This window comes from Sphingomonas colocasiae (genome assembly GCF_019880585.1).
Classification (GTDB): Bacteria; Pseudomonadota; Alphaproteobacteria; order Sphingomonadales; family Sphingomonadaceae; genus Sphingobium_A; species Sphingobium_A colocasiae.
On record NZ_JAINVV010000011.1, the window covers coordinates 449,189 to 475,872 of the forward strand.

The 26,684-nt window shown below is 66.5% G+C and carries 21 protein-coding genes; 11 read left to right on the forward strand and 10 right to left on the reverse strand.

Going from position 1 to position 26,684, the window contains the following annotated elements:
• Nucleotides 1-190: 190 nt before the first annotated feature.
• Nucleotides 191-1,816, forward strand: a complete 1,626-nt coding sequence (locus tag K7G82_RS23700; RefSeq protein WP_222992421.1) for a M20/M25/M40 family metallo-hydrolase — start codon at nt 191-193, stop codon at nt 1,814-1,816.
• A 125-nt stretch (nt 1,817-1,941) separates the two neighbouring features.
• Here K7G82_RS23700 and K7G82_RS23705 read toward each other — a convergent pair whose 3' ends face one another.
• On the reverse strand, nt 1,942-2,364 hold the full coding sequence (locus K7G82_RS23705) for a helix-turn-helix domain-containing protein (RefSeq protein WP_222992422.1): 423 nt from the start codon (nt 2,362-2,364) through the stop codon (nt 1,942-1,944).
• Nucleotides 2,365-2,439: 75 nt separating this feature from the next.
• Here K7G82_RS23705 and K7G82_RS23710 point away from each other — a divergent pair, with 75 nt between their 5' ends.
• From K7G82_RS23710 to K7G82_RS23720, 3 genes are all read left to right on the forward strand, one after another.
• Entirely contained in the window at nt 2,440-3,273 is an 834-nt protein-coding gene (locus K7G82_RS23710) for a class I SAM-dependent methyltransferase (RefSeq protein WP_222992423.1), read from the forward strand.
• Nucleotides 3,274-3,479: 206 nt separating this feature from the next.
• Complete coding sequence (locus K7G82_RS23715) at nt 3,480-3,749, forward strand: hypothetical protein (RefSeq protein WP_343228632.1); 270 nt, start codon at nt 3,480-3,482, stop codon at nt 3,747-3,749.
• Nucleotides 3,746-4,438, forward strand: a complete 693-nt coding sequence (locus K7G82_RS23720) for a DUF899 domain-containing protein (protein WP_222992424.1) — start codon at nt 3,746-3,748, stop codon at nt 4,436-4,438. Before K7G82_RS23715 ends, K7G82_RS23720 begins: the two co-directional genes overlap by 4 nt.
• Before the next feature lie 295 nt (nt 4,439-4,733).
• On the opposite strand, the gene K7G82_RS23725 is transcribed toward K7G82_RS23720, so the two are convergent.
• From K7G82_RS23725 to K7G82_RS23745, 5 genes are all read right to left on the reverse strand, one after another.
• On the reverse strand, nt 4,734-5,747 hold the full coding sequence (locus K7G82_RS23725) for an alpha/beta fold hydrolase (protein ID WP_222992425.1): 1,014 nt from the start codon (nt 5,745-5,747) through the stop codon (nt 4,734-4,736).
• A 34-nt stretch (nt 5,748-5,781) separates the two neighbouring features.
• Nucleotides 5,782-8,271: a TonB-dependent receptor gene (locus K7G82_RS23730; protein WP_222992426.1), complete on the reverse strand. Its 2,490-nt coding sequence runs from the start codon at nt 8,269-8,271 to the stop codon at nt 5,782-5,784.
• An 87-nt stretch (nt 8,272-8,358) separates the two neighbouring features.
• On the reverse strand, nt 8,359-9,402 hold the full coding sequence (locus K7G82_RS23735) for a FecR family protein (protein ID WP_222992427.1): 1,044 nt from the start codon (nt 9,400-9,402) through the stop codon (nt 8,359-8,361).
• The gene (locus tag K7G82_RS23740) at nt 9,399-9,917 is read right to left on the reverse strand and encodes an RNA polymerase sigma factor (RefSeq protein WP_222992428.1); all 519 of its coding nucleotides are present in this window, start codon (nt 9,915-9,917) and stop codon (nt 9,399-9,401) included. Before K7G82_RS23740 ends, K7G82_RS23735 begins: the two co-directional genes overlap by 4 nt.
• A 100-nt stretch (nt 9,918-10,017) precedes the next feature.
• A complete protein-coding gene (locus tag K7G82_RS23745) occupies nt 10,018-11,625 on the reverse strand; it encodes a serine hydrolase (protein WP_222992429.1) in 1,608 nt (535 codons plus the stop codon).
• A gap of 160 nt (nt 11,626-11,785) precedes the next feature.
• On the opposite strand from K7G82_RS23745, the gene K7G82_RS23750 reads away from it, so the two are divergent.
• The 3 genes from K7G82_RS23750 (at nt 11,786) to K7G82_RS23760 (ending at nt 17,545) form a co-directional block, all read left to right on the forward strand.
• A complete protein-coding gene (locus tag K7G82_RS23750) occupies nt 11,786-13,036 on the forward strand; it encodes an MFS transporter (RefSeq protein WP_222992430.1) in 1,251 nt (416 codons plus the stop codon).
• Between the two features lie 104 nt (nt 13,037-13,140).
• Complete coding sequence (locus K7G82_RS23755) at nt 13,141-15,570, forward strand: prolyl oligopeptidase family serine peptidase (RefSeq protein WP_222992431.1); 2,430 nt, start codon at nt 13,141-13,143, stop codon at nt 15,568-15,570.
• A 160-nt stretch (nt 15,571-15,730) separates the two neighbouring features.
• Entirely contained in the window at nt 15,731-17,545 is a 1,815-nt protein-coding gene (locus tag K7G82_RS23760) for a DUF885 domain-containing protein (protein ID WP_222992432.1), read from the forward strand.
• Between the two features lie 8 nt (nt 17,546-17,553).
• On the opposite strand, the gene K7G82_RS23765 is transcribed toward K7G82_RS23760, so the two are convergent.
• The 3 genes from K7G82_RS23765 to K7G82_RS23775 form a co-directional block, all read right to left on the reverse strand.
• On the reverse strand, nt 17,554-17,973 hold the full coding sequence (locus K7G82_RS23765; protein WP_222992433.1) for a hypothetical protein: 420 nt from the start codon (nt 17,971-17,973) through the stop codon (nt 17,554-17,556).
• 131 nt (nt 17,974-18,104) lie between these two features.
• Nucleotides 18,105-19,532 carry an amidase gene (locus tag K7G82_RS23770; RefSeq protein WP_222992434.1) on the reverse strand — a complete coding sequence of 476 codons (1,428 nt, stop codon included), beginning with the start codon at nt 19,530-19,532 and terminating at the stop codon, nt 18,105-18,107.
• Between the two features lie 56 nt (nt 19,533-19,588).
• The gene (locus K7G82_RS23775) at nt 19,589-21,715 is read right to left on the reverse strand and encodes a TonB-dependent receptor (RefSeq protein ID WP_222992435.1); all 2,127 of its coding nucleotides are present in this window, start codon (nt 21,713-21,715) and stop codon (nt 19,589-19,591) included.
• Between the two features lie 210 nt (nt 21,716-21,925).
• Here K7G82_RS23775 and K7G82_RS23780 point away from each other — a divergent pair, with 210 nt between their 5' ends.
• From K7G82_RS23780 to K7G82_RS23795, 4 genes are read left to right on the forward strand one after another with little or no spacing between them, the layout of a single operon-like run.
• Nucleotides 21,926-22,789: a MurR/RpiR family transcriptional regulator gene (locus K7G82_RS23780; RefSeq protein ID WP_222992436.1), complete on the forward strand. Its 864-nt coding sequence runs from the start codon at nt 21,926-21,928 to the stop codon at nt 22,787-22,789.
• Nucleotides 22,779-23,405, forward strand: coding sequence for a cysteine hydrolase family protein (locus tag K7G82_RS23785; protein ID WP_222992437.1), 627 nt, complete (start codon nt 22,779-22,781; stop codon nt 23,403-23,405). Before K7G82_RS23780 ends, K7G82_RS23785 begins: the two co-directional genes overlap by 11 nt.
• Nucleotides 23,402-24,727: a type I glutamate--ammonia ligase gene (locus K7G82_RS23790; RefSeq protein WP_222992438.1), complete on the forward strand. Its 1,326-nt coding sequence runs from the start codon at nt 23,402-23,404 to the stop codon at nt 24,725-24,727. The genes K7G82_RS23785 and K7G82_RS23790 overlap by 4 nt, the downstream gene beginning before the upstream one ends.
• Nucleotides 24,727-25,467, forward strand: coding sequence for an N-formylglutamate amidohydrolase (locus K7G82_RS23795; protein ID WP_222992439.1), 741 nt, complete (start codon nt 24,727-24,729; stop codon nt 25,465-25,467). The genes K7G82_RS23790 and K7G82_RS23795 overlap by 1 nt, the downstream gene beginning before the upstream one ends.
• Before the next feature lie 164 nt (nt 25,468-25,631).
• Here the strand turns inward: K7G82_RS23795 and K7G82_RS23800 are convergent, their stop codons facing one another.
• Entirely contained in the window at nt 25,632-26,591 is a 960-nt protein-coding gene (locus tag K7G82_RS23800; protein WP_222992440.1) for an SDR family NAD(P)-dependent oxidoreductase, read from the reverse strand.
• Nucleotides 26,592-26,684 lie beyond the last annotated feature (93 nt).

The window sequence follows — 26,684 nt, forward strand, 5'->3', positions numbered from 1 at the left end:
CACCTATCTTGAGCCGGGGGGATGTCAATCCGGCCTCTTGCGGCAGGGTCACCGGGGTCGGCCGATCGGCCGCGATCGCATCGTTCGGGCCGAACAATATCCGGAATGAAGCGCATCCGCGTTATGCGCTTGCCACTCCCCCGCCGCCGCCATAGCAATCGCCATCCTTCACGCCCAACGATGGAACGTCATGCGCACCCTGCCGATCACCCTCGCCGCCCTTCTGCTCAGCACCACGCCGCTTTCGGCCAAGCCGGCGGACAAGCCCGACGACAATGCCCAGGTGCTGCGCATCATCGATGAAGGCACCAACCGGTCGCAGGTGATGCAGACCGCGCAGCACCTGACCGACGTGATCGGCCCGCGCATGACCAATTCGCCGGGCATGCGGAAGGCGGAGGCCTGGACGCAGGAGAAATTCCGCGAATGGAAGCTGGCCAATATCCACAAGGAAGGCTTCGCCTTCGGCCGGGGCTGGTGGATCGAGAAGTCGAGCGTGCGCATGGTCACGCCGCGCCCGATCCAGCTGACCGCCATCCCCATCGCCTGGACGCCCGCGACGAAGGGCGCGCTCAGCGCCCCGATCATCGTCGCGCCGATGAGCAAGCCGCAGCATTTCGAGAAATGGCGCGGCAAGCTGGCGGGCAAGATCGTGCTCGTCTCGATGCCCGGCGAGGGATCGGAGCCGGGCAAGCCGGCCTTCCAGCGGCTGAGCGACGAGGAACTCGGCAAGCTCGACAGCTATGAACAGCCCGATTGGAATCCCGACAAGCTGGCCGAATGGATGAAGCAGGCGCGTTTCGAGCGTGAACTCGCCGATTTCCTCGCGCGCGAAGGCGCGGTCGCCTACGCCACGCGTTCGCGGCGCGACGGCAAGCTGCTGCATGGCGAGGGCTATCTGCATCGCACCGGCGAGACGCCCGCGCTCCCCGGCGTCGAGATCGCGGCGGAGGATTATCGCCGCCTCGCCCGGCTCGCGCTGGTCGGCGACGCGCCGACGCTGGAGATCGACAGCCAGGTCCATTTCGACGACAGCGACCCCCAGGGCTACAACATCATCGCGGATATTCCGGGCAGCGATGCCAGCGGCGCCTATGTGATGGCGGGCGCGCATCTGGACAGCTGGGCCGCGGGCGACGGCGCCGCCGACAATGCGGCGGGATCGGCCATGATCATGGAGGCCGCGCGCATCCTCTCCGCCATGGGCGTGAAGCCGAAGCGCACGATCCGCTTCGCGCTGTGGTCCGGCGAGGAACAGAGCCTTTACGGCAGCATCGCCTATGTCGAACAGCATCTGGCGAATCGCCCCGCGCCCGATCGCAAGCTGGATGCCGGCGAACTCTATTACAGCTGGGCGACGCGCTACCCGATCACGACCTTGCCCGGGCACAAGAATCTGGCGGCCTATTTCAATCTCGACAATGGATCGGGCAAGATCCGCGGCATCTATGCGGAGAACAACCAGGCGGTGGTGCCGATCTTCCGCCAATGGCTGGAACCCTTCGGCCCGATGGGCGCATCGAAGGTCGTCATCCAGAAAACCGAGGGCACCGATCACCAGTTCATGCAATCGGTGGGCATCCCCGCCTTCCAGTTCATCCAGGATCCGCTCGATTACGGCAGCCGCGTCCATCACAGCCAGATCGACACCTTCGATCACCTGAAAGCGGAGGATATGCGCCAGGGCGCGATCATCCTCGCATCCTTCCTGCTCAACGCCGCCAATGCGGACACCCCGCTGCCGCGCGGCCCCGTGCCCACCCAGCCCAACGTGACCGATCCCTTCGCCTATCCCGATCCGGATCAGGATCGGTAAGGGCAAATCGTCTTATAGACCCGTTCGGGCTGAGCGCTCCCTCAACCGTTTGGGCTGAGCCTGTCGAAGACCTTGTCCTTTCCTTGCTGCATCGCGGTTGAAGAAGAACAAGGGCTTCGACAGGCTCAGCCCGAACGGTTGTCTTTCTCCCGCCCCCGCTTCGCCAGAGCCCCATCCAGCAACCGTCTGAAATTCGGGCATTCCATATGGCTCGGCGCCCGGCACGCCGCGATGTGGCGCAGGCCGTCGCGCATCGCGGAAAGGCGGCGGATCGTGCGGTTCAGTTCGCCCGCCTTGGCGGAGAGCAGGCCGCGATCGATTTGCGGATTGCCGTCCGGCCCGAACAATTGCCCGATCTCCGCGAGCGAAAACCCGCCCGAACGGCCGAGCGCGATCAGCACCAGGCGCTGCAGCACGGCAGCATCGAACAACCGCCGCAGGCCCCGTCGTCCGATTGATGCGATCAGCCCCTGTTCCTCATAATAGCGCAAGGTGGAGGCCGGCACGCCCGAACGCCTGGCAACCTCGGCGATATCGATCGCTTCCATGCTTGACCTCAAGTTGACTTGAAGTGGCAGACTGCATCGCACGACTCGCAATGGCAATCGAAAGGATGCGGACAAATGGGTGATCAGGTGAGCGTGCCGGCCGACCAGCAACAGCTCTGGAACGGCGTCGCCGGAAAGGGCTGGACCGAGGCGCAGGCGGTGCTCGACGCGATGTTCGCGCCGTTCGAGGATCTGTTGACCGGGATCCTGCCCGGCGACCCCGACGGCCCGCTGCTCGATATCGGCTGCGGCACCGGCGCGCTGACGCTGGCGGCGGCGCGCGGCACGCGCCGCTGCACCGGCATCGACATTTCGGAACCGATGCTGGCGCGGGCGCGGGAACGTGCGCGCGAACAGGGGATCGCCGCCGATTTCATCCGGGCCGACGCCGAAACGCATCGCTTCGAACCCGGCAGCCATGCGCGGATCATCTCGCGTTTCGGGGTGATGTTCTTCGACGATCCGGTCCGCGCCTTCGCCAATCTGCGCGGCGCCTGCATGGCCGGTGCGCGGATGCGCTTCGCCGCCTGGCGCGCACCGGCGGCAAATCCGTTCATGACCACGGCGGAACGCGCCGCCGCGCCGCTGCTGCCCGCGCTTCCCAAACGCGATCCCGACGGCCCCGGCCAGTTCGCCTTTGCCGATCCGTACAAGGTGCAAGCCATCCTGAGCCAGAGCGGCTGGTCGTCGATCGGAATCGCCCCGATCGACATCCCCTGCACCCTGCCCGTACGCGAACTGGACGGCTATTTCACGCGGCTGGGGCTGTTGCCGCTGATCCTGCCGTCGCTCGACGCCGGGCTGCGTGCAGAGGTGATCGAAACCGTCCGGGCCGCATTCGCGCCGTTCGTCGATGGCGAACAGGTGCGCTTCACCGCCGCCTGCTGGCTGGTCGACGCGACGGCATGATGCCAAGGTGCGATGAGCTTGACTCATCGCACCTGGTCAAGCCCGCGCGGCGCTCGAGCGTTCCAGGGTGCGGATGCGTCAGCATCCCCGCACCCTGTTGTAAGCCCGGAAAAATCGCGACACACTTGTCACTCCCGCCCCCGATCCGCCTGCCCCTAAACCGCCCTCGCATCCGCCGTCATGGCGGCGCGATCGGGAGACCGGCAGTGACGGACATCATGGCAGGGATGGAGCGGCGGAGCGGCCGGGCCGCGCGCGGGCTGAGCCTTGCCGCGGCCCCCGCCTTCGCCGCGATGGCGTGGATCAGCGCGATCGGCACGCCGCCGATCCCGCTCTGTTCGGCGTCCGCCGCCCTCCCGATCGACGCCATGGCCTGGATGTATGCGTTGATGTGCCTGTTCCACCTGCCGCCATGGCTGAACCGAACGGCGCGCAGGGCGCACCCACACGCACTGGATCGAGGAGAGAGACAATGACCCATCGTATCGCATCGCGCGAAGACTGGCTGACCGAGCGCAAGGCGCTGCTCGCCCGCGAACGCGCACTGACGCACGAGCTCGACGCGCTGCGCGCCGAGCGCCGGCAATTGCCCTGGGTGCGGATCGAGACGCCCTATGCCTTCCAGGGGCCGGACGGCCCGGTCTCGCTCGCCGATCTGTTCGACGGGCGCAGCCAGCTCGCCGTCTATCATTTCATGCTGACGCCGGGATCGGACCATATCTGCCCGGGCTGTTCGTTCACCGCCGATCATATCGATGCGGCACGGCAGCATTTCGAACAGGCGGACCTGTCCTTCGCGGCGGTGTCGCGCGCGTCGATCGAACGGATCGAGGCGGTCAAGGCGCGGATGGGCTGGCGCTTTCCCTGGGTCTCCTCCGCCGGCAATGATTTCAACTTCGATTTCGCGGTGTCCTTCACGCCCGAGGATCGCGAAGCCGGCGCCGCCATCTACAATTACGGCACGGTGATCCGGAACAGCCCGGACATGTTCGGCATCAGCATCTTCGTGAAGGACGATGAAGGCGACATCTTCCACAGCTATTCCACCTATCATCGCGGCACCGAGCTCACGATGGGCGCATTCAACTGGCTGGACCTGACGCCCAAGGGCCGCAACGAAACGGGCGGCACGATGAGCTGGGTGCGGCTGCACGACAGCTATTGAAGGATCGGGGGATAAAAGAGGGGCGGCCGGGAGACCGCCCCTCAATGTCGCAGGCACCTCACGTCTCCGTGATCCCCCACAGTCACGCCGGGCATTCCAGAACCCGGCGCGGGGCCTGCGGCGATCAACCATGGGCTCGGTTGCGCCATGTCCGGCATAATGCGGACCGATTCTTGAAATATTGTTAATATTGGATCATAAGTATTTGATATTAAAGATATACATCCTAAGATATAGTCGCAAATATTCGCGACATGGCTTGTCCCCGAACATGCCTGTCCGATCGACGATCGCTCTATTTGCCAGGCGCACTCGCCCCGCCTGCGCGCACCGCCGCGACGACCTCGCTGACCGCGCGAACGACCGTATCGGGCCGATCGAGCTGGATATAATGCCCGGCATCCGGCACCAGTTCGTGCCGCGATCGCGTCGACCAGCGCGCCTCGTCCTCATGCAGCCCCTGCCACAGCTTTTGCCGGGCCAGCGCTTCGTCCGGCGTCAGTCCCTCCAGCTCCAGCTCTTCCGGCGAACCGGGTTTCGCGGCGGTCAGTACCACGATCGGCCGATCGCCCAGGGTCCGCAATTCCCCGCCCTGCGCAAAGATCTTCGGCACCGCCTTCATTTCAGCGACGGCGCCCTGGATACTGTGGCCCAGATAGGCCTGGCGCGCATCGGTGATCGCCTTGGGCTCGCCCGGACTGCCCGGTTGGGCGGGCAGCAACCGGAGGAGACCGGTCCATGACAGCTTGCCCATGATGCGCAGCGCAAGCGGCGGATCCTGCGATTCGGGCGGCTTGCCCGGCAGCCTCATCCGGGCGATCTGATCGGGGTGCGAGGCGTCGACGAAGACCAGCCCCTTCACGTCACCGCCGAACTGGCGCGTATAATTCATCATATAGGGCCCGCCGAGCGAATGACCGACCAGGATCAGTGGCCCGTCGATCCCGGCGGCGCGGAGTGCCGCATGAAGATCGCGCGCGGCATGATCGCCATCCTGGGCATGCGGGGGCGCATCGCTCCACATGATCCCGGCGCGATCCGACGAACAGACCCGCGTCGTCTTCGCGATCTCGTCCTGTATCTTGTACCAGCCCAGCGAGCCGTTGATGTCGAGGCCGGCCTCCAGGACGACGGTCGGCGATCCGCTGCCGCGACAATCCAGATGGATGCGCCGCCCGCCGATATCGACCATCTGGCCGGGCGGCGGAAAGCGTTTGGCGGCGTCGCGGCGCGCATATTGTTCGTACAGCGCGCCGCCGATCAGCGCGATCAGGATGATCGCCGCGATCCCGATCGCAATCCATTTCACGATCATCCCGATCCACCGTATCGCCCTGGCCATCTCAGAACCGACCGGACAGCGAGATGCCGATGGTCCGAGGTTGGACGATGCTCCCGCTGCCAAACCCGTCGGGCGCAATCGCCCCCGATCCGTAAGAGGTCAAGCCGCGGCTGTTGCCGGCATTCTTCACATAGAACCCGGCGGTATAAAGCTTGTTCTGCACGCCCATCCGCAGGTCGATCGTGTCGTAATGCGGCAGCAGTTTCTGGCCGGTCAGGTCGAAACCCGAATAGCGATCGCCGACATAGCTCCACCGGCCGCCGATATAGGCGCTGAAGTCGGAGGACAGCGGCACTGCATATTCGGCGTCCACCGACTGGCTCCATTTCGAGACGAACGGCAGCGGGCTTCCCGCGACGGCCTCGATCGAAGAGGGGCTCGATGTCGTCAGCTTCGCATCGGTATAAGCGCCGACGAATTTGAAACTGAGGCCCTTCACCGGGGTCACCCCGATCGACCATTCCAGGCCCTTGCTCCGCGCCTTTCCGCCATTGGCGTTGACGCCGGTATTCTGCACGACCTGCAACAGCTGGATATGGTTCCAGTCGACGAGGAAGGCGGTCAGGTCCAGCGACAGCCGGCCGCCGAGCAATGTCGATCGCAGGCCGAGTTCGTAATTGGTGGTGGTGTCGGCATCATATTGGCGCGGCACCGCCGGATCGGTCAGCGGCGGCAGAACATTGGGGCCACCAGGGCGAAAGCCGCTCGCCACCCGCGCATAGACCATCAGGTCGCGGCTGATCGTCCAGCGCGGCGCCACCGAATAGGTGAACACCTTTCCCACCGATCTGGCGGTGAACGAAATGGGATTGCCCCCGAAGAAGAAGCCCTCCCCCTCCTGGAGCGCATCCTGGCGGTTGTACGAATATCGCCCGCCCGCCCGCACGTCGAAAGCGGGGCTCAGCTTCAGCGTCACCGTCGCGAAGCCGGCATATTCGGAATAGGTCGATGCCAGCGTGATGGTCTCCAGCAGCGGCAGGTTCGCCGACGGCGTCTGCGTTCCCAGCACATAGCCGGTGAAAAGCTGGTCCAGATTCGCCTTTTCATGCGTGTAGTAACCGCCGATCTGCCATTCCAGCATGCCCGATCCGGCAGAGGCCAGGCGCACCTCCTGCGTGAATTTCTTCAGATTGATGTTCTGAAGCATGCCCAGCGCCAGCGGCTCCCCGAACAATATGTCCGAAAGATATTCGCCGAAGGTCGTCTGCCCCTCCACATAGGCGGAGGTGAAATCGATCGGCTGCCGCGCGTCGAGCACGCCGTAGCTGGTCGCGGATATCAGCGATGCGCCGCCCAGGTCCCAGTTCACTGTCGCATTGTAGTTCTGGTAGCGGAACCGCATGTTTTCCCGAAGATAGCGCTGCTGCACCAGATCGCCATGGCCGGGCTCGAGCGTCACCGGATCGATATCGACGGTATAGCCGCCACCATATCTGGTCTGCTGGCCCATCGCCGTCAGCGCGATCGACAGGCTCTCGCTCGGCCTCAGCAGGATCGCCGCGCGTCCGCCGAATTTGCGGCCGCCGTTCAGGTCGCGAATGCCCAGCAGGCTGTTGTCGATGAACCCCGGCAGCGTCTGTTCGTAGCCGCTGACGCGAACCGCGACGCTGTCGCCCAGCGGCAGGTTGACCATGCCGCGCACCGCAAGTCCGGCGCTCCCGCCCTTCACCGTATCCCAGGCGAGTTCCGCCGCGCCTTCGGCCTCTTTTGTATCCGGCGCATTGGCGACGAACTTGATCAGCCCGCCCTGCGCGTTGGCGCCGTACAATGTCCCCTGCGGTCCGCTCAGCACCTCCACGCGCTGCTGGTCCCAGGTGTCGATATCCCCTGCCAGCGATGCGCCGTTGAGCAGCGCGGTGCTCGATCCGAACGGCGATTCGTCGACATAGATCGCCACCGTCGATCCCACACCGCCCGCGTTCAGGCCGCGCAGCGTGACGCGCGTCACGCCCGGCCCCTGCCCCTCCAGCGACAGGCCGGGCACGGAAGACGCATAGTCCGCGAAACCGTGCTGCTGGCGCCTGGTCAGCGTCTCGCCCTGAATCGCCGTCACGCTCAGCGGCACCGTCTTCAGCGCCTCGCGGCGCTTCTGCGCGGTGACGATGATGTCGGCCGCGGCGTCCTCGCGCGCGTCGGCGATCGGGCGCGGCGCCGATGCCGGCGCTTCGACGACATAGGCATTGGCGTTGACCGCGCGGAAGGTCAGCCCGGTGCCCGCGAGCAGGCGGCCCAGCGCCTGTTCGACCGGATACGCGCCGCGCAGCGGTTTCGATCGCGCCCCCGTCAGCCGATCGCGGTTGAACATCACCGCCTTGCCGCTCTGCCGGCCGAATTCCTCCAGCGCGGCGGCGACGTCCTGTGCGGGAATGTCGAAGCCGCGGCGCGCGCCGTCCCGCTTTTGCGCCGCGACGGCCGGCGCCGCCATCGCCATGGCAGCGCTTCCCGCCAGCGCCGCAGCCAGAATCCGCCCGATCCGCCTGTCGTGCATCATGTCCTCCCCTTTGTCCCCGCGGCTGTTGCCGCCCATTTGGTAGGACGAGGGAAATCGCGCGCTCCGAACGGCGCCCCCATGAATTTTTTACGGCGCCCAGCGCAGCACGATCGCGCCCGGCGACCGGCGATGCGCCTCCACCGGATAGAAGGCGGTCAGAGCGGCGACGAAATCCTCCTCGCGGCCGGCCGGGAACACGCCGCTCACCAGCAGGTCGCCGATCTTCGGATCCTCGATCACCAGCATCGTCGTCGAATAGCGGTTGATCTCCGCGACCGCGTCCGCCAGCCGGTCGTCGCGGAAGATCAGCACGCCCCGGTTCCACGCGGTCTCGCGCTCGATGTCGCCAGGCGCCACCACCGTGCCGCCCCCCGCAGCCGCCGTCAGCCGCTCGCCGGGCTCCAGATCCTCGCGATCGAGCCACGGAAGCACCCGCGCCAGCCCCCGGGGTCTGGCGGCATCCACCCGCACATGCCCCTCGACCAGCAAAACCGCGACGCCCCCGCCCTTCCCGACCTCCACATCGAACGCCGTGCCCGTCGCGGTGATCAGCCGGTTGCCAGCGGCCACCACGAACGGGCGCCCCTTGTCCCGGGCGACATGGAACAGCGCCTGCCCCGCCAGCAGGCGAACGTCGCGGCGCTCGCGGGAATAGTCGACTTCAAGGATCGATCCCGTGTTGAGCGCGACCCGCGACCCATCCGCCAACGTGATTTCCCGTCGCTCGCCGACCTTGGTCACATAGCGATCGGCGGTGGCCAACGGCCGCGATTGCGGGCTGGCGGCGGGGCCGATCGCGGTCGGCGCGCTGGACCAGACGACCCCGGCGGCCAGGCTCGCCGCCATCGCGATACCCGCGATCCAGTATCTCCGCCGGTCCGGCCGGCGCGTCCGGACCATGCCCAGCGCCGCTTCGCGCATCTCGCGAATCTCGGGCTGCGCGGCGAAATTGCCGATCAGATCGACGCGCGTGTCGATCTCTCCCCATGCCTGCGCGTGGCGCGGATCGGCCAGCCATGCGGTGAAGCGCGCATCCTCGCCGAACCGCTCGGGGTCCATCTGGCGGCGGGTCGCCCACCAGATCGCCCCATCATCGGGGTCGATGGGCGGCCGGTTCAATCCCGGCGTCACTTCAGTCGCTCCCTCAGCAGCTTCAGGACGCGGCTGATGTCCTTTTCGACAAGGCGCTGCGACACCCCCAACGCGACGGCGATCTCCCGGCCCGGCATCTCCTCGAAGCGATTGAGCACGAAGACCAGCCGCACGCGTTCCGGCAGTTCCTGCAGCGCATCGATGAAAGCGACATAGGCCTCACGGCCCAGCAATTCGCGTTCGGGGGAGATCTCGTCGACCAGCCGGTGGTGCGGATCGGCATAGCCTTCGCTTTCGATCACCGGCCTGATCCGGCTGAGCCTGAAGCGATCCCGCAGCAGATTGGCCGCGATCTGGAAAATGTAGCGTTCGGGGTTGTCGATGGTGTCGAGTTCGGCGCGACGGGCAAGCGACGCGAACACGTCCTGCGTCATATCCTCGACATCGTTGCGGTCGCCGATGCGACGGCTGAAGAACGCCATGACGGCCGACCGGTATCGTGCCGAAAGCGCGACGATCGCCCCTTCGTCCGACGCATGATCGGGGCGCGTCATCGCCGCTGAACCAGAATCGCCGTCATAATCGTCAATGACGAGCCGATGCCGCCTTTCCGAACAGGCGTTTCGCTATTTTTTCCGAGGTCCGCGAACGAAGCTAGTCACCGATGCGCCTGAACGTCGCCCCCAGCAGCGTCATCGACGCGATCCTGCCATCCGGCCCCATGGTGAAGGGCACGAATTGCGGGCCCGCGACATCGGCGACGCTCGGTTCGGCGCGCAGACGGAACAGCCCCGGTTTCCAGGGTTCGAGCGCCGCCGAAAAGGCGCCCGCGCCTTCGAACGCCAGCCGGAGCCCGCCGCCCTCGGCACGCACCCGGACCACGCCCGATCGCCCGGCCTTGTCCTCATAGGATCCGGCATAGGGATCGAGCGGCTGCGCGGCGGGCGCCGGGCCCCGCGCCGCCAGCAGATCGCGCTCGCGCTTCGCGATCGCGTCCTTGACCGATCGGGCGCGCGCCAGCGCCTCCCCCCGCCAGTCGCGATCGGGCGCCTTGAGCAGACGGTCCATCACATGAAAGACGATCGCCTTGTGCAGCGTATAGCCGTCCCCCACCGACTGGAAGCCGTTGGCGAGCACGACCACGCCGATCTTCCTGTCGGGCAGCATCGCGGCATAGGCGGGAAAACCGATGATGCCGCCGCCATGCGCGACATAGCCGAGATCGCGATAACGCGCATTCTGCCAGCCCAGCGCATAGGTTTCGCGCTGTCCTTCGAAGGGAAACTGGCTGCGCCCCTTCAGATTCTGCGGCGCGTGCAGTTCCGCCACGGTCTCCGCGCGCAGCACGGCGGCACCGTTGGCGCGGCCCTGGTTCAGATGCGGCACCAGCCATTTCGCCATGTCGTTCGCGCTGGAGACGACCGCCCCGGCGCCCGCCGCATTGTCGTAGCTTTGCCACGCCATCGGCACCATCGCGCCATCGGCCCCGATGCCGTGCGGCATCGCGACATTGCCGTCCTTCGCGCGTGTCAGATCGGCCCTGCCCGACGGCGCCTTGCCCATGAAGGTGGGCGTGGCGTCCGCGGCGTCCCACAGATCGAGCACGCCCGTCCGGCTGCGCGCCATGCCCAGCGGGCCGAACAGCCGGGTCCGCACGAATTCCTGCCAGCTTTTGCCCGATGCCGCTTCGATCACTTTCTGAGCAACACCGTACATCAGGTTGCTGTAGAAGAATGAATTCCGGAACTCGCCGGCTTCGGGCGCGGTGCGCAACAGCGCCATCGCTTCGTCCGGAGACATGATGCCGAGCGCGAACCAGGAGGAATCGGCGATGCCGGTGCGATGGCTGACCAGGTCGCGCACCGTCACATGGCTGGTCAGCCAGGGATCGCGCAGCCGGAAAGCCGGCACATGATCGATCACGGGATCGTCCCATCGCAGCTTGCCGTCGTCGACCAGCAGGCCGAGCGCGGCGGCGGTGAAGGCCTTGCTGGTCGATCCCACCTGGAACAGGGTATCGGCATCGACCTTTTCGGCCCTGCCTTTCTGCCGGATCCCGAAGCCCTTGGCGTAGAGAACCCTGTCCCCCTCCACGACCGCGACCGCGACGCCGGGGAAGCGCCAGTCGGTGCGGACCTGTTCGACATAGCGGTCGAGATCGGCCAGGCGCGGATCGGCTTCCTGCGCGGATACGGGGCCGAACTGCACCAGCATCCATGCGGCGAGCACCACCCGCGCGAACCTGCCTGTCGTGACTTGCATCATGCGCTCCACTTCGACTCAGAGAATTTTCGCTATCGAATACATCGCTCTCTATGCCCGCAAGGATGCGCAGAAATCCAGCAATTAATCGCCGGTATCCAGCGGCAATTGCCAGCGACAAAAGTTTCGATTACGAAAATGCGGGGATGGAGGTACGACGATGAAGACTGCGCGTGGCTATGGCTTTCTCCTGCTGTCGGCGATCGTCTATGCGGTCAACATCATCGACCGGCAATTGCTGCCGCTGATGGCGGAAGCCGTGCGCAAGGATATCGCGCTTTCGGACTGGCAGATGGGCCTGCTGACCGGGATCAGCTTCGCCGCCTTCTACGCGATCTTCACCCTGCCCATCGCCTGGATCGCGGACAGCGGCAATCGCCGCAACCTGGTCGCGATCTGCCTGGGCGTCTTCAGCCTGGCGACCGCGGCCTGCGGCTTCGTCCAGAATTTCGCGCAGCTCGTGCTCGCGCGCATGGCGGTCGCGATCGGCGAAGCGGGCACCACCCCCGCCTCGCTCTCGATGCTGGCGGATACATTTCCCGATCGAAAGGGCTTCGCATCGGGCGCCTTTACCGCGGGCGGCAATCTGGGGCTGCTGGGCGGGGTGCTGCTGGTATCGGGCCTGGCCAGCCAGATGGGCTGGCGCGCGACCTTCGCGATCACCGGCCTGCTCGGTATCGTCACCGCCGCCATCTATATGCTGGTGGTGCGCGAACCCGTGCGGCTCAGCCCCGTCGTGCGGCAGGATTACAGGCAGGTCCTGCGCCGGCTGGGCAGCCATTCCAGCTTTCGCCTGGCGACGCTATCGATGATCGGCATCCTGTTCTTCACCAACGCCACCGGGGCATGGACGCCCGCCTTCCTGGCACGCGCGCACGGCCTGTCGATCGCCCAGGCCGGCCTGTTCGTCGGCCTCACCTCCGGACTGATCGGCATGATCTGCGTGCTGCTGACCGGCCCGCTGATCGATCGCCTGGCGCGCCGGGACCTGCGCTGGATGGGCTGGCTGCCCGCGATCGCGCTGGCGATCATGATCGCATCGATGGCGATCGGCGTGCGGATAGAGGATACGCGCATCGCGTTGCCGATCCTCGCCATCGCGCCCTGCCTAGCGCTCGTTCCGCCCACCTGCATCTTCGCGGTGCTGCAGACGGCGGTGCCCGCCGGGTTGCGCGCATCGGCGACGGCGATGCTGTTCCTGGCGGCCAATCTGCTCGGCATGGGCATCGGGCCGACGCTGGTCGGCGCGCTCAGCAGCTATTGGGAAACCTCGAGCGCGCTCAGCCTGCGCCCCGCGCTGTTCTACGGCATAGCACCGAGCATGATCGGCGTCGTCGCCTGCCTGTTGCTGGCGCGCACCATCGCACGCGATGTCCGCGCGCTTTCGGATGAAATGCCCGCTTCAGCCTGAAGCGCCCGCGTGAAACTTATTTGTCGGTTTTATGACCGTGCGTCGTCTACCTCTTGAGCGCATGGGGCATGTCGATCCCCGGCGGCACGTCAGGGGGAGCATAGATGACGAAACTCGGTTCGGTGATGCGGGTCTGCGTGGCGATTGCCGCGCTCGGATACATCTCTGCCGCCGCTGCGGAGGAACCCGGCTACAAGCCGGCGCCCGGCGAACTCGATCGGCTCATCTCGGCGCCGCTCACCCCGCACATCCTGCCCGCACCCGGCAAGGCGGGCGTCGCGATCGTCGCCCAGCCCTATGGCGTCCGCACGATCGGCGAACTCGCCGAGCCCGAACTCCGCCTCGCCGGCTTCCGCTTCAACCCGGAGGTCTGGGCGCGCGGGCGTGAGCCATGGACGGTCACCTATTATCGCAGCCTGTCGCTCATCGATCTGGCCAATGGCCGCACGCGGGCCATCAGCGGCCTGCCCGCCACCGGCCGGATCACCGGTGTCGCCTGGTCGCCCGACGGCACCAGGGCGGCGGTCAGCGTCGCCGGTTATGACGATGGCCGCCGCCACGGGCTGTGGCTGGTCGATGCAGCCACCGGTCGCGCGACGCGGATCGACGGGATCGACGTCAACAGCGTGCTCGGCGCGCCCTGCACCTGGCTGAGCAACAGCACCCTGCTCGCCTGCCTCGCGGTACCGTCCGCCCGAGGGGCAGCACCGGTCGCCTCCGCCGCGACGATCGCGCCCGCGATCGAAGCGAATGACGGCAAGGCCGCGCCGGGGCGGACCTATCAGGATCTGCTCAAGACGCCGCTCGACGAAAAGCTGCTCGACCATCACATGACGACCGAGCTGGCGCTGGTCGGAACCGACGGCACGGTCCGGCGGATCGGTCATGCCGCGCTGCACGATCGCATCGCCCCCTCACCCGACGGGCAATGGCTGCTCGTCAGCGAGCGGGTGCGCCCCTATTCCTACCAGTTCCCGCTCGACAAATTCCCGCAGCGGCTATCCGTCCTCCGCCTTGCCGATGGCAGCGTCACCAAGCTTATCGAGAAACCCCTCGAATCCGAGGTGCCGATCGCGATGGACGCGGTCGGCCCCGGCCCGCGCGCGGTGGAATGGCGGCCCGATGCGCCGGCGACGCTGGTCTGGGCCAATGCGCTCGACGGTGGCGACCCCGCGCGCACCGTGGCCGAGCGCGACGAACTCCTCACCCTCTCCGCGCCTTTCACCGCCGCCCCCGCCAGCCTCGCCCGGCTCCAGGCGCGCTTCCATGAGCTGAGCTGGAGCGCCGACGGCAGTGCCCTGATCGAGGAAAGATGGAGGAAGACGCGGCTGCGCCGCCTGTCGACGCTCGACAGCGCGGGGCCGCGCAAACTCTACGAGGGATCGAGCGAGGATGGCTATGCCGATCCCGGCGCGCCGCTGATGACGGTCAACGCGCAGGGCGCATCCGTGATGGCGAGTGCCGGCAAGGGGCAGGTCTGGCTGACCGGCGCCGGCGGCACGCCGCAGGGTGACCGGCCCTTCGCGTCGCGGCTCGATCTCGCCACCGGCGCGCGCAGCATCGCCTGGCGGTCGGCCACGGACCGCTATGAGGAAGCGCAGGCGCTGCTCGCCGACGGGCGCCTGCTCGTCCGCCGCGAAAGCGCGACCGTGCCGCCCGATTACTATCTGGTCGCGCCCGGCGGCCGCGCGACGCGGCTGACCCATTTTCCCAACCCGTTCGGCACGGCCGCGCTCGCCCAGAAGAAACTGCTTCACTATAGCCGCGCCGATGGCGTGCCGCTGACGGCGACGCTTTACCTGCCGCCCGATTACAAGCCCGCGGACGGCCCGCTGCCGACGGTGCTTCACGCTTATCCGGCGGAGTTCAAGTCGCGCGAAACCGCCGGGCAGGTGAAGGGTTCGCCCAACCGCTTCCCCGTCTACGGCTTTTACCAACTCTATCCGCTGCTCGCCTATCGCGGCTATGCGGTGCTGTTCAACACGGCGCTGCCCGTGATCGGCGAAGGCGCCAGCGAGCCCAATGACAGCTTCGTCGAGCAGCTTGTTTCGGGCGCGAAAGCCGCGATCGACGAGGGTGTGCGCCTGGGTGTCGTCGATCGCGCGCGCGTGGGCGTGACCGGTCACAGCTATGGCGCCTTCATGACCGCGAACCTGCTGGCGCATTCGGACCTGTTCAAGGCCGGCGTGGCGCTGAGCGGCGCCTATAACCGCACGCTCACGCCCTTCGGCTTCCAGAACGAGGCGCGCACCTATTGGCAGGCGCCTGAGCTCTATGCCCGCATGTCCCCCTTCTCCTTCGCCGATCGGATCAGGCAGCCGCTCTCGCTGATCCATGGCGCCGCCGACGACAATATGGGCACCTTCCCGATCCAGACCGAGCGTTTTTATGCGGCGCTCAAGGGCCATGGCGCCACCACCCGGCTGACCATGCTGCCGTTCGAGGCGCATCGCTACGATGCCCGCGAGTCGCTGGGCCAGGTCGTGTGGGACTGGGACGACTGGTTCGGCCGCTATCTGAAGGACGCCAGGTGAACCCGCTCTCGATCCTGTCCAAAACCCCAGACAGGCTTCCGCTAGTTTGCACCGCGCTTTACACCTGTCGCATCGTCCTAGCGGAAAACCGGTTCCCACTTTTCCGCACGATGCTCTAGACAAGCGTCCAACTCCATCTGGACCCGCCGGAGACTCACCCATGGACCGTCGCAACTTCGTCATCGGCGCCGCCGCCGCATCGCTGGCCGGCACCCTGCCCATCCGCGCCGTGGCCGCCGCCGGCACCAACAAGGCGGATGCCGATCTGCGCGCGCTGCTCGATCGCTTCTTCTATGCCCGGCTGGCGGAATCACCCGAACAGGCGACGCGGCTCGGCCTCGACACCGGCCCGCGCGCCGCGCTGAAATCGAAGCTCGACGACGAGTCCGCCTCGGCCCAGGCGCGTGCGCTGGCGCGCGCCAAAGGCGAACTGGCGGAACTGGGCAAGGTCGATACGGGCAAGCTCTCGCCCGCCGCGAAGATCGATCATGAAGTCGTCACCTATCAGCTCACCCAGTCGATCGCGGGCGCCGAACGCTTCCGCTATGGCAGTTCGATGGGGCGCTTCGCCCCCTATTTGCTGAGCCAGCTCACCGGCCCCTATCGCGACGTGCCCGATTTCCTGGACTCGCAGGTGCGCGTGCGCGACGCGGCGGAGGCCGATGCCTATCTGGCACGGCTGGAGGCGTTTCCGGAAGCGATCGACACCAGCAGCGAGAACCAGCGCGTCGATGCCGCCAAGGGCGTGTTCGCGCCCGATTACATCCTCGACACGACATTGAAGATCCTTGCCGCCGCCCGCGAAAAGCCGGCGGACCAGACGGTGATGGTCGCAAGCTTCGCCGCCAAGCTGAAGGCGGCGAACCTGCCGGCGGATCGCGTCGCGCAGGCGACCGCGATCGTCGAGCAGAAGGTGTTTCCCGCGCTCGACCGCCAGCGCGATCTCGTCACCCAGTTGCGCGCCAAGGCCGTGCATGATGCCGGCTGCTGGCGGCTGCCCGATGGCGACGCCTATTATGCCGCGGCGGCGGAGGCGGCGACGACGGTGAAGATGAGCGGCGACGAGATCCACACGCTCGGCCTTGAACAGGTGAAGGAGATCAGCGCCCGGATCGATACGATCCTGAAGGGCGAGGGCATGAGCCAGGGAAGCGTGGGCGACCGGCTGGTCGAGCTCAACAAGCGCCCCGACCAGCTTTTCCCCAATACCGACGAAGGCCGCGAGGCGCTGCTCGCGCAGCTCAACCGCCAGATCGAGGCAATGCAGCCGCGCCTGTCCGAAGCCTTTTCAGTGCTGCCCAAGGCGCCGGTCGAAGTGCGGCGCGTGCCGCCGACGATCCAGGCGGGCGCACCCGGCGGCTATTATCAGAATGCCTCGCTCGACGGTTCACGTCCGGCGATCTACTTCATCAATCTGCGCGACACGTTCGACCGGCCGAAATTCGGCCTCGCCACCCTCACCCATCACGAAGCGGTGCCCGGCCATCACCTGCAGGTGAGCGTGGCGCTGGAAAGCCCGGAGATCCCGATGATCCGTCGGCGCGGCTTTTTCAGCGGCTATTCCGAAGGCTGGGCGCTCTATGCCGAGCAGCTCGCCGACGAAATGGGCATGTTCAAGGGCGATCCGCTGGGCCAGGTCGGCTATCTCCAGTCGCTGCTGTTCCGCGCGACACGGCTGGTGGTCGACAGCGGCATGCATGCCAAGCGCTGGAGCCGCGAACAGGCGACCGATTATCTGATCGCCACCACCGGCATCGCGCGCGGCCGCAGCCAGGGTGAGATCGACCGCTATACCGCCTGGCCCGGCCAGGCCTGCAGCTACAAGGTCGGCCACACCGTCTGGACGCGGCTGCGCGCCGAGGCGCAGAAACGGCCGGGCTTCACGCTGAAGGATTTCCACGCCGTACTCTCCGATGGCGCGATGCCGCTCGCCGTGCTCGAACGCGTGGTGCGGCGGCGCTGGTCGATCGGCTGAACTGAGCGCTATCGGACGGCGTTCGAGGCTTCATTGCCGGATGTAGTGTTTTCCGCACTCTCCTGCTCGCCGCCCGCAAAATCCGAAGCGTGCTTCGCCAATCTCGTCGGCAGCGTCGCGGTCGAGCCGTTCCACGGATTCATCGTGACGCAATAGCCGCTATGGTCGCCGCACTGCCGTACTTCCCCGCTATGGCTGTCGAGCACGACAATGATGTGCTCATCGTCGGCAATCCGGGCGAGATCGGCATCGGCCGCACTCTCGGGCACCTTCATCTCCGCCCAGAGCCGCCCGGCATCGAACACACCGATACCCGCATAGCGGCCGGCGGCCTTGGCGCCGGCCGGTGTTACCACAGGCTGGCTGTCGCACCCCGACAGGAGTGCCGCCGACAACAGGCTCGCCAAGGCGATGGTCGCGGTCCGCATCCACATGCTCCACAGACAATCATATGACCGCAAGCAAGCTGCCACGCCGCCCGTTTATTTTCCACCGTTTTTGTTGAAAACACTTCCACCCGCCAAGTTGGATGACGGATGACTGTAGCATCAGCCCCGCATCACGCGACGATCGCCGGCAGGCGATCCCGCCAAGGCCGTTCCGCCTCGAGCTGCGCCGCGAGGCGGATCAGCGTGTCTTCCCTGCCCCGGTTGGCGATGAACTGGGTTCCGAGCGGCATCCCGTTCGCGGCGGCCTCGATCGGCAGCGATATCGCGGGCAGGCCGGATACGCTGATCGGAGCCGAAAACACCATATGGCCGAAAAGCCGCTCGAAATAGGCGTCGACATCGTCCCATGCCTGCGACGGATCGCCGATGGCCGGCGCGGTGACGGGCGTGGAGGGCGTGATCACCACGTCATAGCGGCTGACCGCAACGCAGATGTCGCGGCCGATCTGGCGCAGCGTCTCGACGTCGCGGGCATGATCGATACCCGATACATTCTTCGCCAATCCGCGGATCGCCCACACCACCGGCTGGAGCTCGTCGGCCTCCGCCTTGCGGCCAAGCAGGCCCTCCGCCGTATCCAGGCCATAGGCGGTGAGCACGTTGATGACCCGGATGAAGGTCGTGCAGAAGCGATCATAGTCGATCGGGATCTCGACCGGCTCCACATGATGCCCCAGCCTTTCGCACAGCCCCGCCGCCGCTTCGGCCGTGCGCACGGCATCGTCGCTGGCCGCGGCGCGGCCCGGCGAACGGGTCATCACGCCGATGCGCAGCCGGCCCGGATCCGCCCCGACTTCCTGGAGCAGCGGCCGCGCCAGCGCCGGGATCTCATAGGGATCGCCGGGCGTCGATCCCCACATCGCATCCGAATAGGCGGCGGTATCGCGGACGGTGATCGACAGGCAGCCATCGGTGCCGCAACCATACCAGACATCGGCATAATCGGGATAATAGCTGTTCCTGCCGCGCGAAGGCTTCAGGCCGACCAGGCCGCAATAGCTGGAGGGCACGCGGATCGAGCCGCCGCCATCGCCGCCATGCGCCAGCGGCATGATGCGCGCCGCGACCGCCGCCGCGGCGCCGCCGCTGGAGCCGCCCGGCGTGCGCGACGGATCCCAGGGATTGCGGGTGTCGCCGAACAGCGCGTTGCCCGACTGGAGGTTGATGCCGAATTCGGGCACGTTGGTGGAGCCGAGATAGATGAGCCCCAGCGTCTTCAGCCGCTGGATCATCAGGCTGTCCTGCGCGGGCACATGATCGCGGAAGAAGCGCGAGCCCGAGGTTTGCGGCACCCCCGCATGACCCAGGATCAGATCCTTCAGCAGCCAGGGAAGCCCCGCAAAGGCGCCATCCCGCGGCGGATCCGCCGCCATGGCACGTGCCTGGTCATAGCCCTTGTACGTCATGAAATTGAGCGTCGGATTCAAGCGCTCGATGCGTTCGATGACGACCTCGACAAGCTCCGCGGCGCTGATCTGGCCCGACCTGATCAGGTCCGCCAGGCCAAGCCCGTCATATCCGCTGAGTTGATCCGTCATGATAAGTCCCGTCTGTCTGGGTTGGAGCGATCCGGAGATCGCGGCACGGCAAATGGTCAGAATTTGATCGAGTAGCGCACGCCCACGCGACGCGGCGGCACCACCGACGCGAAGACACGGCTGCCATCGGGCATGAAGTAGAATGTGTTGAAGAGGCGCGTCTCCGCATAGACGTCGAACAGGTTCGTCGCGAAGAGCTGGAGCTTCCAGCTCGGCCGTTCGAACGAGATGCTCGCATCCACCATCTCATAGCCCGGAACGCTGAGCGAGGGATCGAAGGCGACATTATATCCCTGGCTTTGCGCGCCGATATGGCGGCCGTCCAGGTTGAAGACGAGTTCCGATCCCGCGGATCCGACCGGCGTCGCATATTCGATTCCCGCGCTCGCCGTCCATTTCGGCACGAAGCGCAGCCGCTCGCCTTTGTGCTGGATGCCCGATCCATCGACATAATCGTCGAACTTCGCATCGGTATATCCGACCGCGGTGGTGATGCTCAGCCCCTGCGCCGGCCTGAACTCGGCATTGAGCTCGAAGCCCTGCGAATGGGACTTGCCCGCATTCGCGGTCGTCGCGATCGCGATCGCGCCGTCGGTGATGATGGAAGTGAGCTGCTGATCCGTGAGGTCGATATAGAAGAGCGAGCCGGACAGTCGCACGCGGCCGTCGGCGAGCCGCCCCTTGAACCCCAGTTCGTAGCTCAGCGCCTTTTCGCTCTTATAGGGAATGAAGCTCGCACTGCTGGCGGGCGTCAGCGGCAGGCCGCCGGAGCGGGCGCCCTGTGCGACGGTGGCATAGACGATGCCGAAATCGTCGATCGAATATTTGATCGATCCCGACGCCGTGAAATTGTCGAAGCTCGCCCGGTTCCGGCCCGATCCGCCGATCGGGATCTCATAGGGATGGATGACCGCATAGGCATCATAAGTGCCCTTCACCTTCTCATGGCCGTAGCGGGCGCCCAGGGTGAGCTCGAGATTGGTCGTCGGCGAATAGGATGCCTGGCCGAAAGCGGCCAGCCCTTCCTTGGTCAGATCGACATCCTGATGGTCGATCGTCAGCCCCGTCGTGGGGATGCCGATACCCATATCGTCGAAATCCTGGAGATCGTAGCTGCGCCGCGACCGGACCTTGTCGCGAAAGGCGTAGAATCCCGTCAGCCATTGCAGGGGTGCGGTGCCGTCCGACGACGCGATGCGCAGTTCGCTCGAATAGAATTCCTGCGCATTGCGATAGTCGTGACGGTTCGGCCCGCGATCGCCCCCGCCATCGAAATCGAAGGGCAGCTTGCTGTCCAGCTTGCGATATCCGTTGAGCGAGACGATGTCGATCGCGTCACCATGCCAGGTGAAGCTCGCCGTCAGGCCGCGATTCCGGTTGACGCCCTCGATCTGGTAATCGCTGTTCACGCGATAGCAGCGGCACCCGCTGGGCACGCCGGGCAGGCCGGTCTGGCCGCGCCATTCCTGCATGTCCGCCGTCAGATAGGCTTCGAACCGCTCGCTGGGCTTCAGCAGCAGCGACACGCGCCCCTGATAGCTTGTCGCCCGATCGGCGCTGACCGTCCCGCTCTGGCCGGCAAGCGCGGGGATGACCCCGTTCTTCAGATAGCCGTCGGTCGTCGAAACGTCGAACGACGCCCCGGCATAGACGCCGTCGGCCAGGCCGCCGCTGACGCTTGCCTGGCCGCGGAAGGACAACAGGCTGTCCGCCTCGGCGAACAGGCGGATCCGCGTGTCCGGCCCCGGACGGCGGAAATTGATCGCGATCGCACCGGCTTCGGTGTTGCGCCCGAACAGCGCGCCCTGCGGCCCCTTGAGCACCTCGACGCGCTCGACGTCCAGATAGCGCGTGTCGAAGCCCAGGCGCGGCTGGTAGATGCCGTCGACGAACACCGGGGCGGCCGGATCGCCGCCGCCCGCATTGGCGCCGACGCCGCGAATGACGAGCGAGAGGAAGTCGCGCCCCGGGCTGTTGATGTCGGACGAGGTGGAAAGGCCCGGCAAGCGGCCGATCAGGTCGGACGTGTTGGCCATACCCTTCGCCTCGATCGCGGCCGGCGTGACCACGTCGATCGAGGCGGGCACCGATTCGAGCGTCTCTTCACGCTTGCGCGCCGTCACCACGATCATCTCGTCGTCGCCGGCGGCATTCGCCTCCTGCGCATGCGCGGCAGTGCTCACCGAGCACCCCATGCCCCCAAGGAACAGGCCACACGCGATCAACGATACAGACTGATATATCCGAGGCACGTACATCTCCCCATTCGTTCCGATTCCGCCCGTTCGGGCTGTGTCGGCGCGATCATGTGGAGGCGTCGCAAAAATGTCAATTACATTTCATCATTGACTAATACGTATATTTTGTAATGAGTATATCACGATGGTGGTGACATGACGATCAAAGAGAAACTCATTCAGGGGTCGGACTCGCTGACGAAGGCGGACAAGCTCATCGTCCAGGAGCTGCTGGCCAATTACCCGACAAGCGGGCTTTCGACGGTATCGGACCTCGCCGCGCGCTCGCGCGTCAGCGACCCCAGCGTCGTGCGGTTCGTGCGCCGGCTCGGCTTCGACAGCTATCCCGCCTTCCAGAAGGCGCTGCTCGCTGAGGTCGACGAGCGGATGAATTCGCCGCTGTCGATGTTCGACAAGGCGAACCGTTCGACCTCCAACGACAGTTTCGGCCAGTATCTCGACGGCTGCGCCGATCTGCTGCGGCGTGCCGGCGAACTCAATCCGCCGGGCGAATATGAGCGCATGGTGACGGCGCTGGCGGATCCCGATTGCCGCGTGAGCGTGCTGGGCGGCCGCTACAGCCGCTATCTGGCCGGCTATCTGAACCAGCATCTCGGCATGCTGCGCGCGGATACCCGCACGATCGACCCGATCGCCCCGGAAGAGCCGCATATGCTGGAGGCTTTCGGGCGCCGCGACCTGTTGGTCGTGTTCGATTACCGGCGTTATCAGGCCGATGTGATCCGCACCGCCGAGCTCGTCCGCAAGCGCGGCGCGCGCATCTGCCTGTTCACCGATCCATGGCGATCGCCGATCGCACGCATCGCCGATGCCAGCCTGTTGGCGCCCGTGGAATCGCTGTCGCCGTTCGACAGCACGCTTGTCGGCATGGCGCAGCTCGAGGCCGTGGTCGCCGGGCTGACCGCCAGGCTGGGGGCTGCCGCCGAGGCGCGGATGCAGGCGTTGGAAGAACTGGCCGGAGACCTCCGGGCCGGCAAGGAGCGCGACGGTGACGGCTGAACCGCGCTTCGCCAGGCTGCCGCGCCGCGCGGAAACCACGACGCTGCTGTTCGTCGACATGCAGCGGATCTGGATCGACGATGCGACGGGCTATTATCACGACCGGCTGCACGGCGGCGTGCTGCATAACCAGCAGAGCCTGTTGCGGGCAGCGCGGGGTGCGGGCGTACAGGTGATGCACACCATCATCGAAAGCCTGACCAGCGACGGGCGCGACCGTTCGATGGATCACAAGCTGAGTGACATCCATGTGCCCAGGGGGCATCCGTCCGGCGCGATCATCGACAGTCTCGCGCCGGTGGAGAACGAGATCGTCCTGCCCAAAACCTCGTCCGGCCTCTTCAATTCCACGCCGGCCGATTATGTGCTGCGCAATCTCGGCACCACGCACCTGGTGGTGTGCGGCGTCATCACCGATCAGTGCGTGGACATGGCGGCGCGCGACGCGGCCGACCGGGGCTATCTCGTCACCGTGGTCGACGATGCCTGCGCCACCTACACGCCGGAGCGGCACGCGGCGGCGATCCGCACGCTCGGCGGCTATGCCGATATCCTGGATACGGCCGCCGCGATCGAACATCTGTTCCACCTCCCCCCAGCAAAGAAGACATTGTGAGCGAACACGCCCCATCCCCGGTTGCCGGGACGCCCCTTTGCGCCGTCCTGACCACCGATCTTTCGAGCATAACGCGTGGCCGAAGCTTCCCGTCCGACCAGATCGACGCCTATCGCGCGCGCGGCATCGGCTGGGTTCCGGCGAATATCGCGATCGACGCCTTCGGCAGCATCGCGCCGCATCCCTGGGGCTCGTCCGGCGACCTGCGCGTGATGCCCGATCCCGAAGCGCATGTCCGGCTGGGGGCGACCACCGCGCCGGCGCTCGAATTCTTCCTTGGCGATATCGTCGAACTGGACGGCTCGCCATGGATGTGCTGCGCGCGCGGCTTCCTCAAGGCCGCACTGGCCCGGTTCCGCGCCGAGACCGGCCTGGAACCGGTGATGGCCTTCGAGCATGAATTCCGGATGGAAGGTGCCTCCTGGGCCGACGAGCCCGCCTTCTCGCTGGGTGCGATGCGGCGCGCGGCCGGATTTTCGGGGCAGTTGATGGCGGCGCTCCGCGAAGCCGGAACCGAGCCGGAAATGATCCTGCCCGAATATGGCCGCGACCAGTTCGAAGTGACGCTCGCCCCCGCTCCCGCGCTGGCCGCATGCGACCGCGCCGTCATGCTCCGCGAAATAACGCGAGAGATCGCGCGGAACGCGGGCATGCGCGCCAGCTTCACGCCCAAGCCCGAGCCCGACGCCGCCGGCAGCGGCGTGCATATCCATTTCAGCCTTGCCGGCCCGTCGGGCAACGTCACCTTCGATGCGTCGCGCCCGGGCCGGCTTTCCGAAAGCGCCGCACATTTCGCCGCCGGGCTGTTGCGGCACCTGCCCGCCATCACCGCCTTCTCGGCCCCCGCGCCGATTTCCTATCTGCGCCTTGTCGAACATAGCTGGAGCGCCGCTTATGTGATCGCGGGCGAACGCAACCGGGAAGCGGCGCTGCGCATCTGCCCGACCTTCCCCGTCGGCGGGCCTGACGAGGCACGGCAGTTCAATGTCGAATTCAGGGCTTGCGACGCCACCGCCAATCCCTATCTCGTCGCGGTGCTGATCGTGCTGGCGGGGCTTGAGGGAATCCGCGGCCGGCTGCCCCTGCCCCCGCTCGTCGATGTCGATCCCGCCGAGCTGCCGGATGCCGAGCGGTCGAGGCTGCAACGCCTGCCGCAAAGCCTGGACGAGGCGCTCGCCGCCCTCGCGGCGGACGCGACCGTCCGGTCCTGGCTGCCCGACGAGCTCCATGACTGCCATGTCGCGATCAAGCGCGGCGAGATCGAGCGGGTCGCCACGCTGTCCCCAGGCGAAATCTGTTCGCTCTACGGCGCGATCTATTGATGCTCGACGATTTCAGCGATCCGGCCGCGGTCGAGATCGTCAACATGGCGGGAAGCGCGCCGATCCTGCTGACGTGCGAGCATGCGTCGAACCATGTGCCCGACGGCATCTCGCTCGGCGTCGGCCCGGACGCTCTGCAAAGCCATATCGGCTATGATATCGGCGCGGCGGCGGTGACGCGCAGGCTCGCCGAACTGCTCGACGCACCCGCCATCCTGTCGCGCTGTTCGCGGCTCGTGATCGACTGCAACCGGCCGCTGCTTTCGCCCGAAAGCATTCCCGACAGCGTTGCGGGCATAGAGATTCCGGGAAACCGGGGCCTCTCCGCCGCGGCGCGCGCCGCGCGCGCGCGGCTCTATTTCCAGCCCTTCCACGATGCGATCGCGGGCATGCTGCACCGGCGCGACGCGGATGTCCGCCACCTCCTGGTTTCGATGCACAGCTTCACCCCGCGCCTCGGCGATGTCGAGCGCCCTTGGGACGTCGGCGTGCTCCAGCGCCGCAGCCCGACGATCGGCACGGCGATGGTCGATGCCTTCCGGGCGGCGGGCCTGAACGCCATCGCCAACCAGCCCTACCAGATCGACGACGAAACCGATGCGACGGTGCCGATGCACGGCGAGGCGCATGGACGGCCCGCGATCCTGATCGAACTGCGCCAGGACCGGATCGACACGGCGGCGGGCGTACAAGCCTGGTCAGCCCACACCGCCGACGCGATCCGGGCGGTGCTGCGCTGAGGGCAAGCCGCCCTATCATCCCCGCCCTGAGCGCCTGCCTTGGCAGGCAGTCGAAGGGCGGGGATGACATGGTGAGGGTTTGATATCGAGCTTCATCCACGGACTCTGCCGCTGTTCGCCGACGGCTTGAAGGTCGCAGCGTCCGCGAAGTCGGCGAACCGAACTCAGAAGCTCTCGCCCACCATCTCCTCGCTCTTCGCCCACAATGCGCGGGCATTGTCGGGATCGATCGCATAGCCGCGCACGCCACCACGAATGTCGTCGCCCTCGACGATCTCGGCGACATGGCAGTCCTCGCAATAGCGGCCGCCCACCGCCTCCGGCGCGGCGACGATGCCGGCCCAGAGCGACGTCGCGGCCCCTTGCGGGATCGACTTCCAGGTGAAGGCCGGCGCGCCATCGGGCTGGGTTTCATCGATCGAGGCGATCAGGCGGTTCAGATCCTCCTCGCTCATATGGCGGGCAAGCTCGGTCTGGATCACGCCGGGATGGACGGCGGCGGCGCGGATGCCGCGATCCTTGTGGCGCCGGTCGAACTCGACGGCGAACAGCACGTTCGCCGTCTTCGAACGGCCATAGGCGACGAATTCGGCATAGGGCGTGCGTTCGAAATTGGGGTCCTCCAGATCGACATCGGCGAAGCGATGGCCGGCCGAAGCCAGGCTGACGACGCGCGAACCGGACCGCAGCAGCGACGCGATCCGGTTGATCAGCACGAAGTGGCCGAGATGATTGGTGCCGAACTGGGTTTCGAAACCATCGGCCGTCTCGCCCTTGGGGCAGGCCATCACGCCGGCATTGGCGATCACCACGTCGAACGGCCGCCCGTCCGCGACCAGCGCGTCTGCAGCGGTGCGGACGCTGGCGAGCGAGGCGAGATCGAGCTGGATCAGTTCGATGCCGCCGCCATTGGCGGCCTGGGCGCGCACCACTTCGGTCGCGCGGCCCGCCTTTTCCAGATCGCGCGCGGCACCGACCACCTGCGCGCCATGCGCGGCGAGCGCGCGCGCCGTTTCCACGCCCAGCCCGGCCGACACGCCGGTCACCAGGATGCGCTTGCCCGACAAGTCGATGCCCGCCAGCACGTCGTCCGTGGTCGATTGCTCTCCGAAAGTCGCAGTCATATCGGTCTCCTCGATTGCTCGCCGCCATCTGGTTTCGCGCGCCGCGATCCGCGCGCCCGATCGTGTCGAACTCTTGCCCGATCCTCTCAGCGA

Bases quoted from the DNA above. Each gene is read 5' to 3' on its own strand.
- K7G82_RS23705 (WP_222992422.1), bottom strand. From the start codon at position 2,364: ATGGAAGCGATCGATATCGCCGAGGTTGCCAGGCGTTCGGGCGTGCCG.
- K7G82_RS23800 (WP_222992440.1), bottom strand. From the start codon at position 26,591: ATGACTGCGACTTTCGGAGAGCAATCGACCACGGACGACGTGCTGGCG.
- K7G82_RS23700 (WP_222992421.1), top strand. From the start codon at position 191: ATGCGCACCCTGCCGATCACCCTCGCCGCCCTTCTGCTCAGCACCACG.
- K7G82_RS23755 (WP_222992431.1), top strand. From the start codon at position 13,141: ATGACGAAACTCGGTTCGGTGATGCGGGTCTGCGTGGCGATTGCCGCG.
- K7G82_RS23730 (WP_222992426.1), bottom strand. From the start codon at position 8,271: ATGATGCACGACAGGCGGATCGGGCGGATTCTGGCTGCGGCGCTGGCG.
- K7G82_RS23720 (WP_222992424.1), top strand. From the start codon at position 3,746: ATGACCCATCGTATCGCATCGCGCGAAGACTGGCTGACCGAGCGCAAG.
- K7G82_RS23745 (WP_222992429.1), bottom strand. From the start codon at position 11,625: ATGCAAGTCACGACAGGCAGGTTCGCGCGGGTGGTGCTCGCCGCATGG.
- K7G82_RS23770 (WP_222992434.1), bottom strand. From the start codon at position 19,532: ATGACGGATCAACTCAGCGGATATGACGGGCTTGGCCTGGCGGACCTG.
- K7G82_RS23760 (WP_222992432.1), top strand. From the start codon at position 15,731: ATGGACCGTCGCAACTTCGTCATCGGCGCCGCCGCCGCATCGCTGGCC.
- K7G82_RS23765 (WP_222992433.1), bottom strand. From the start codon at position 17,973: ATGCGGACCGCGACCATCGCCTTGGCGAGCCTGTTGTCGGCGGCACTC.
- K7G82_RS23750 (WP_222992430.1), top strand. From the start codon at position 11,786: ATGAAGACTGCGCGTGGCTATGGCTTTCTCCTGCTGTCGGCGATCGTC.
- K7G82_RS23795 (WP_222992439.1), top strand. From the start codon at position 24,727: ATGCTCGACGATTTCAGCGATCCGGCCGCGGTCGAGATCGTCAACATG.
- K7G82_RS23780 (WP_222992436.1), top strand. From the start codon at position 21,926: ATGACGATCAAAGAGAAACTCATTCAGGGGTCGGACTCGCTGACGAAG.
- K7G82_RS23740 (WP_222992428.1), bottom strand. From the start codon at position 9,917: ATGACGCGCCCCGATCATGCGTCGGACGAAGGGGCGATCGTCGCGCTT.
- K7G82_RS23710 (WP_222992423.1), top strand. From the start codon at position 2,440: ATGGGTGATCAGGTGAGCGTGCCGGCCGACCAGCAACAGCTCTGGAAC.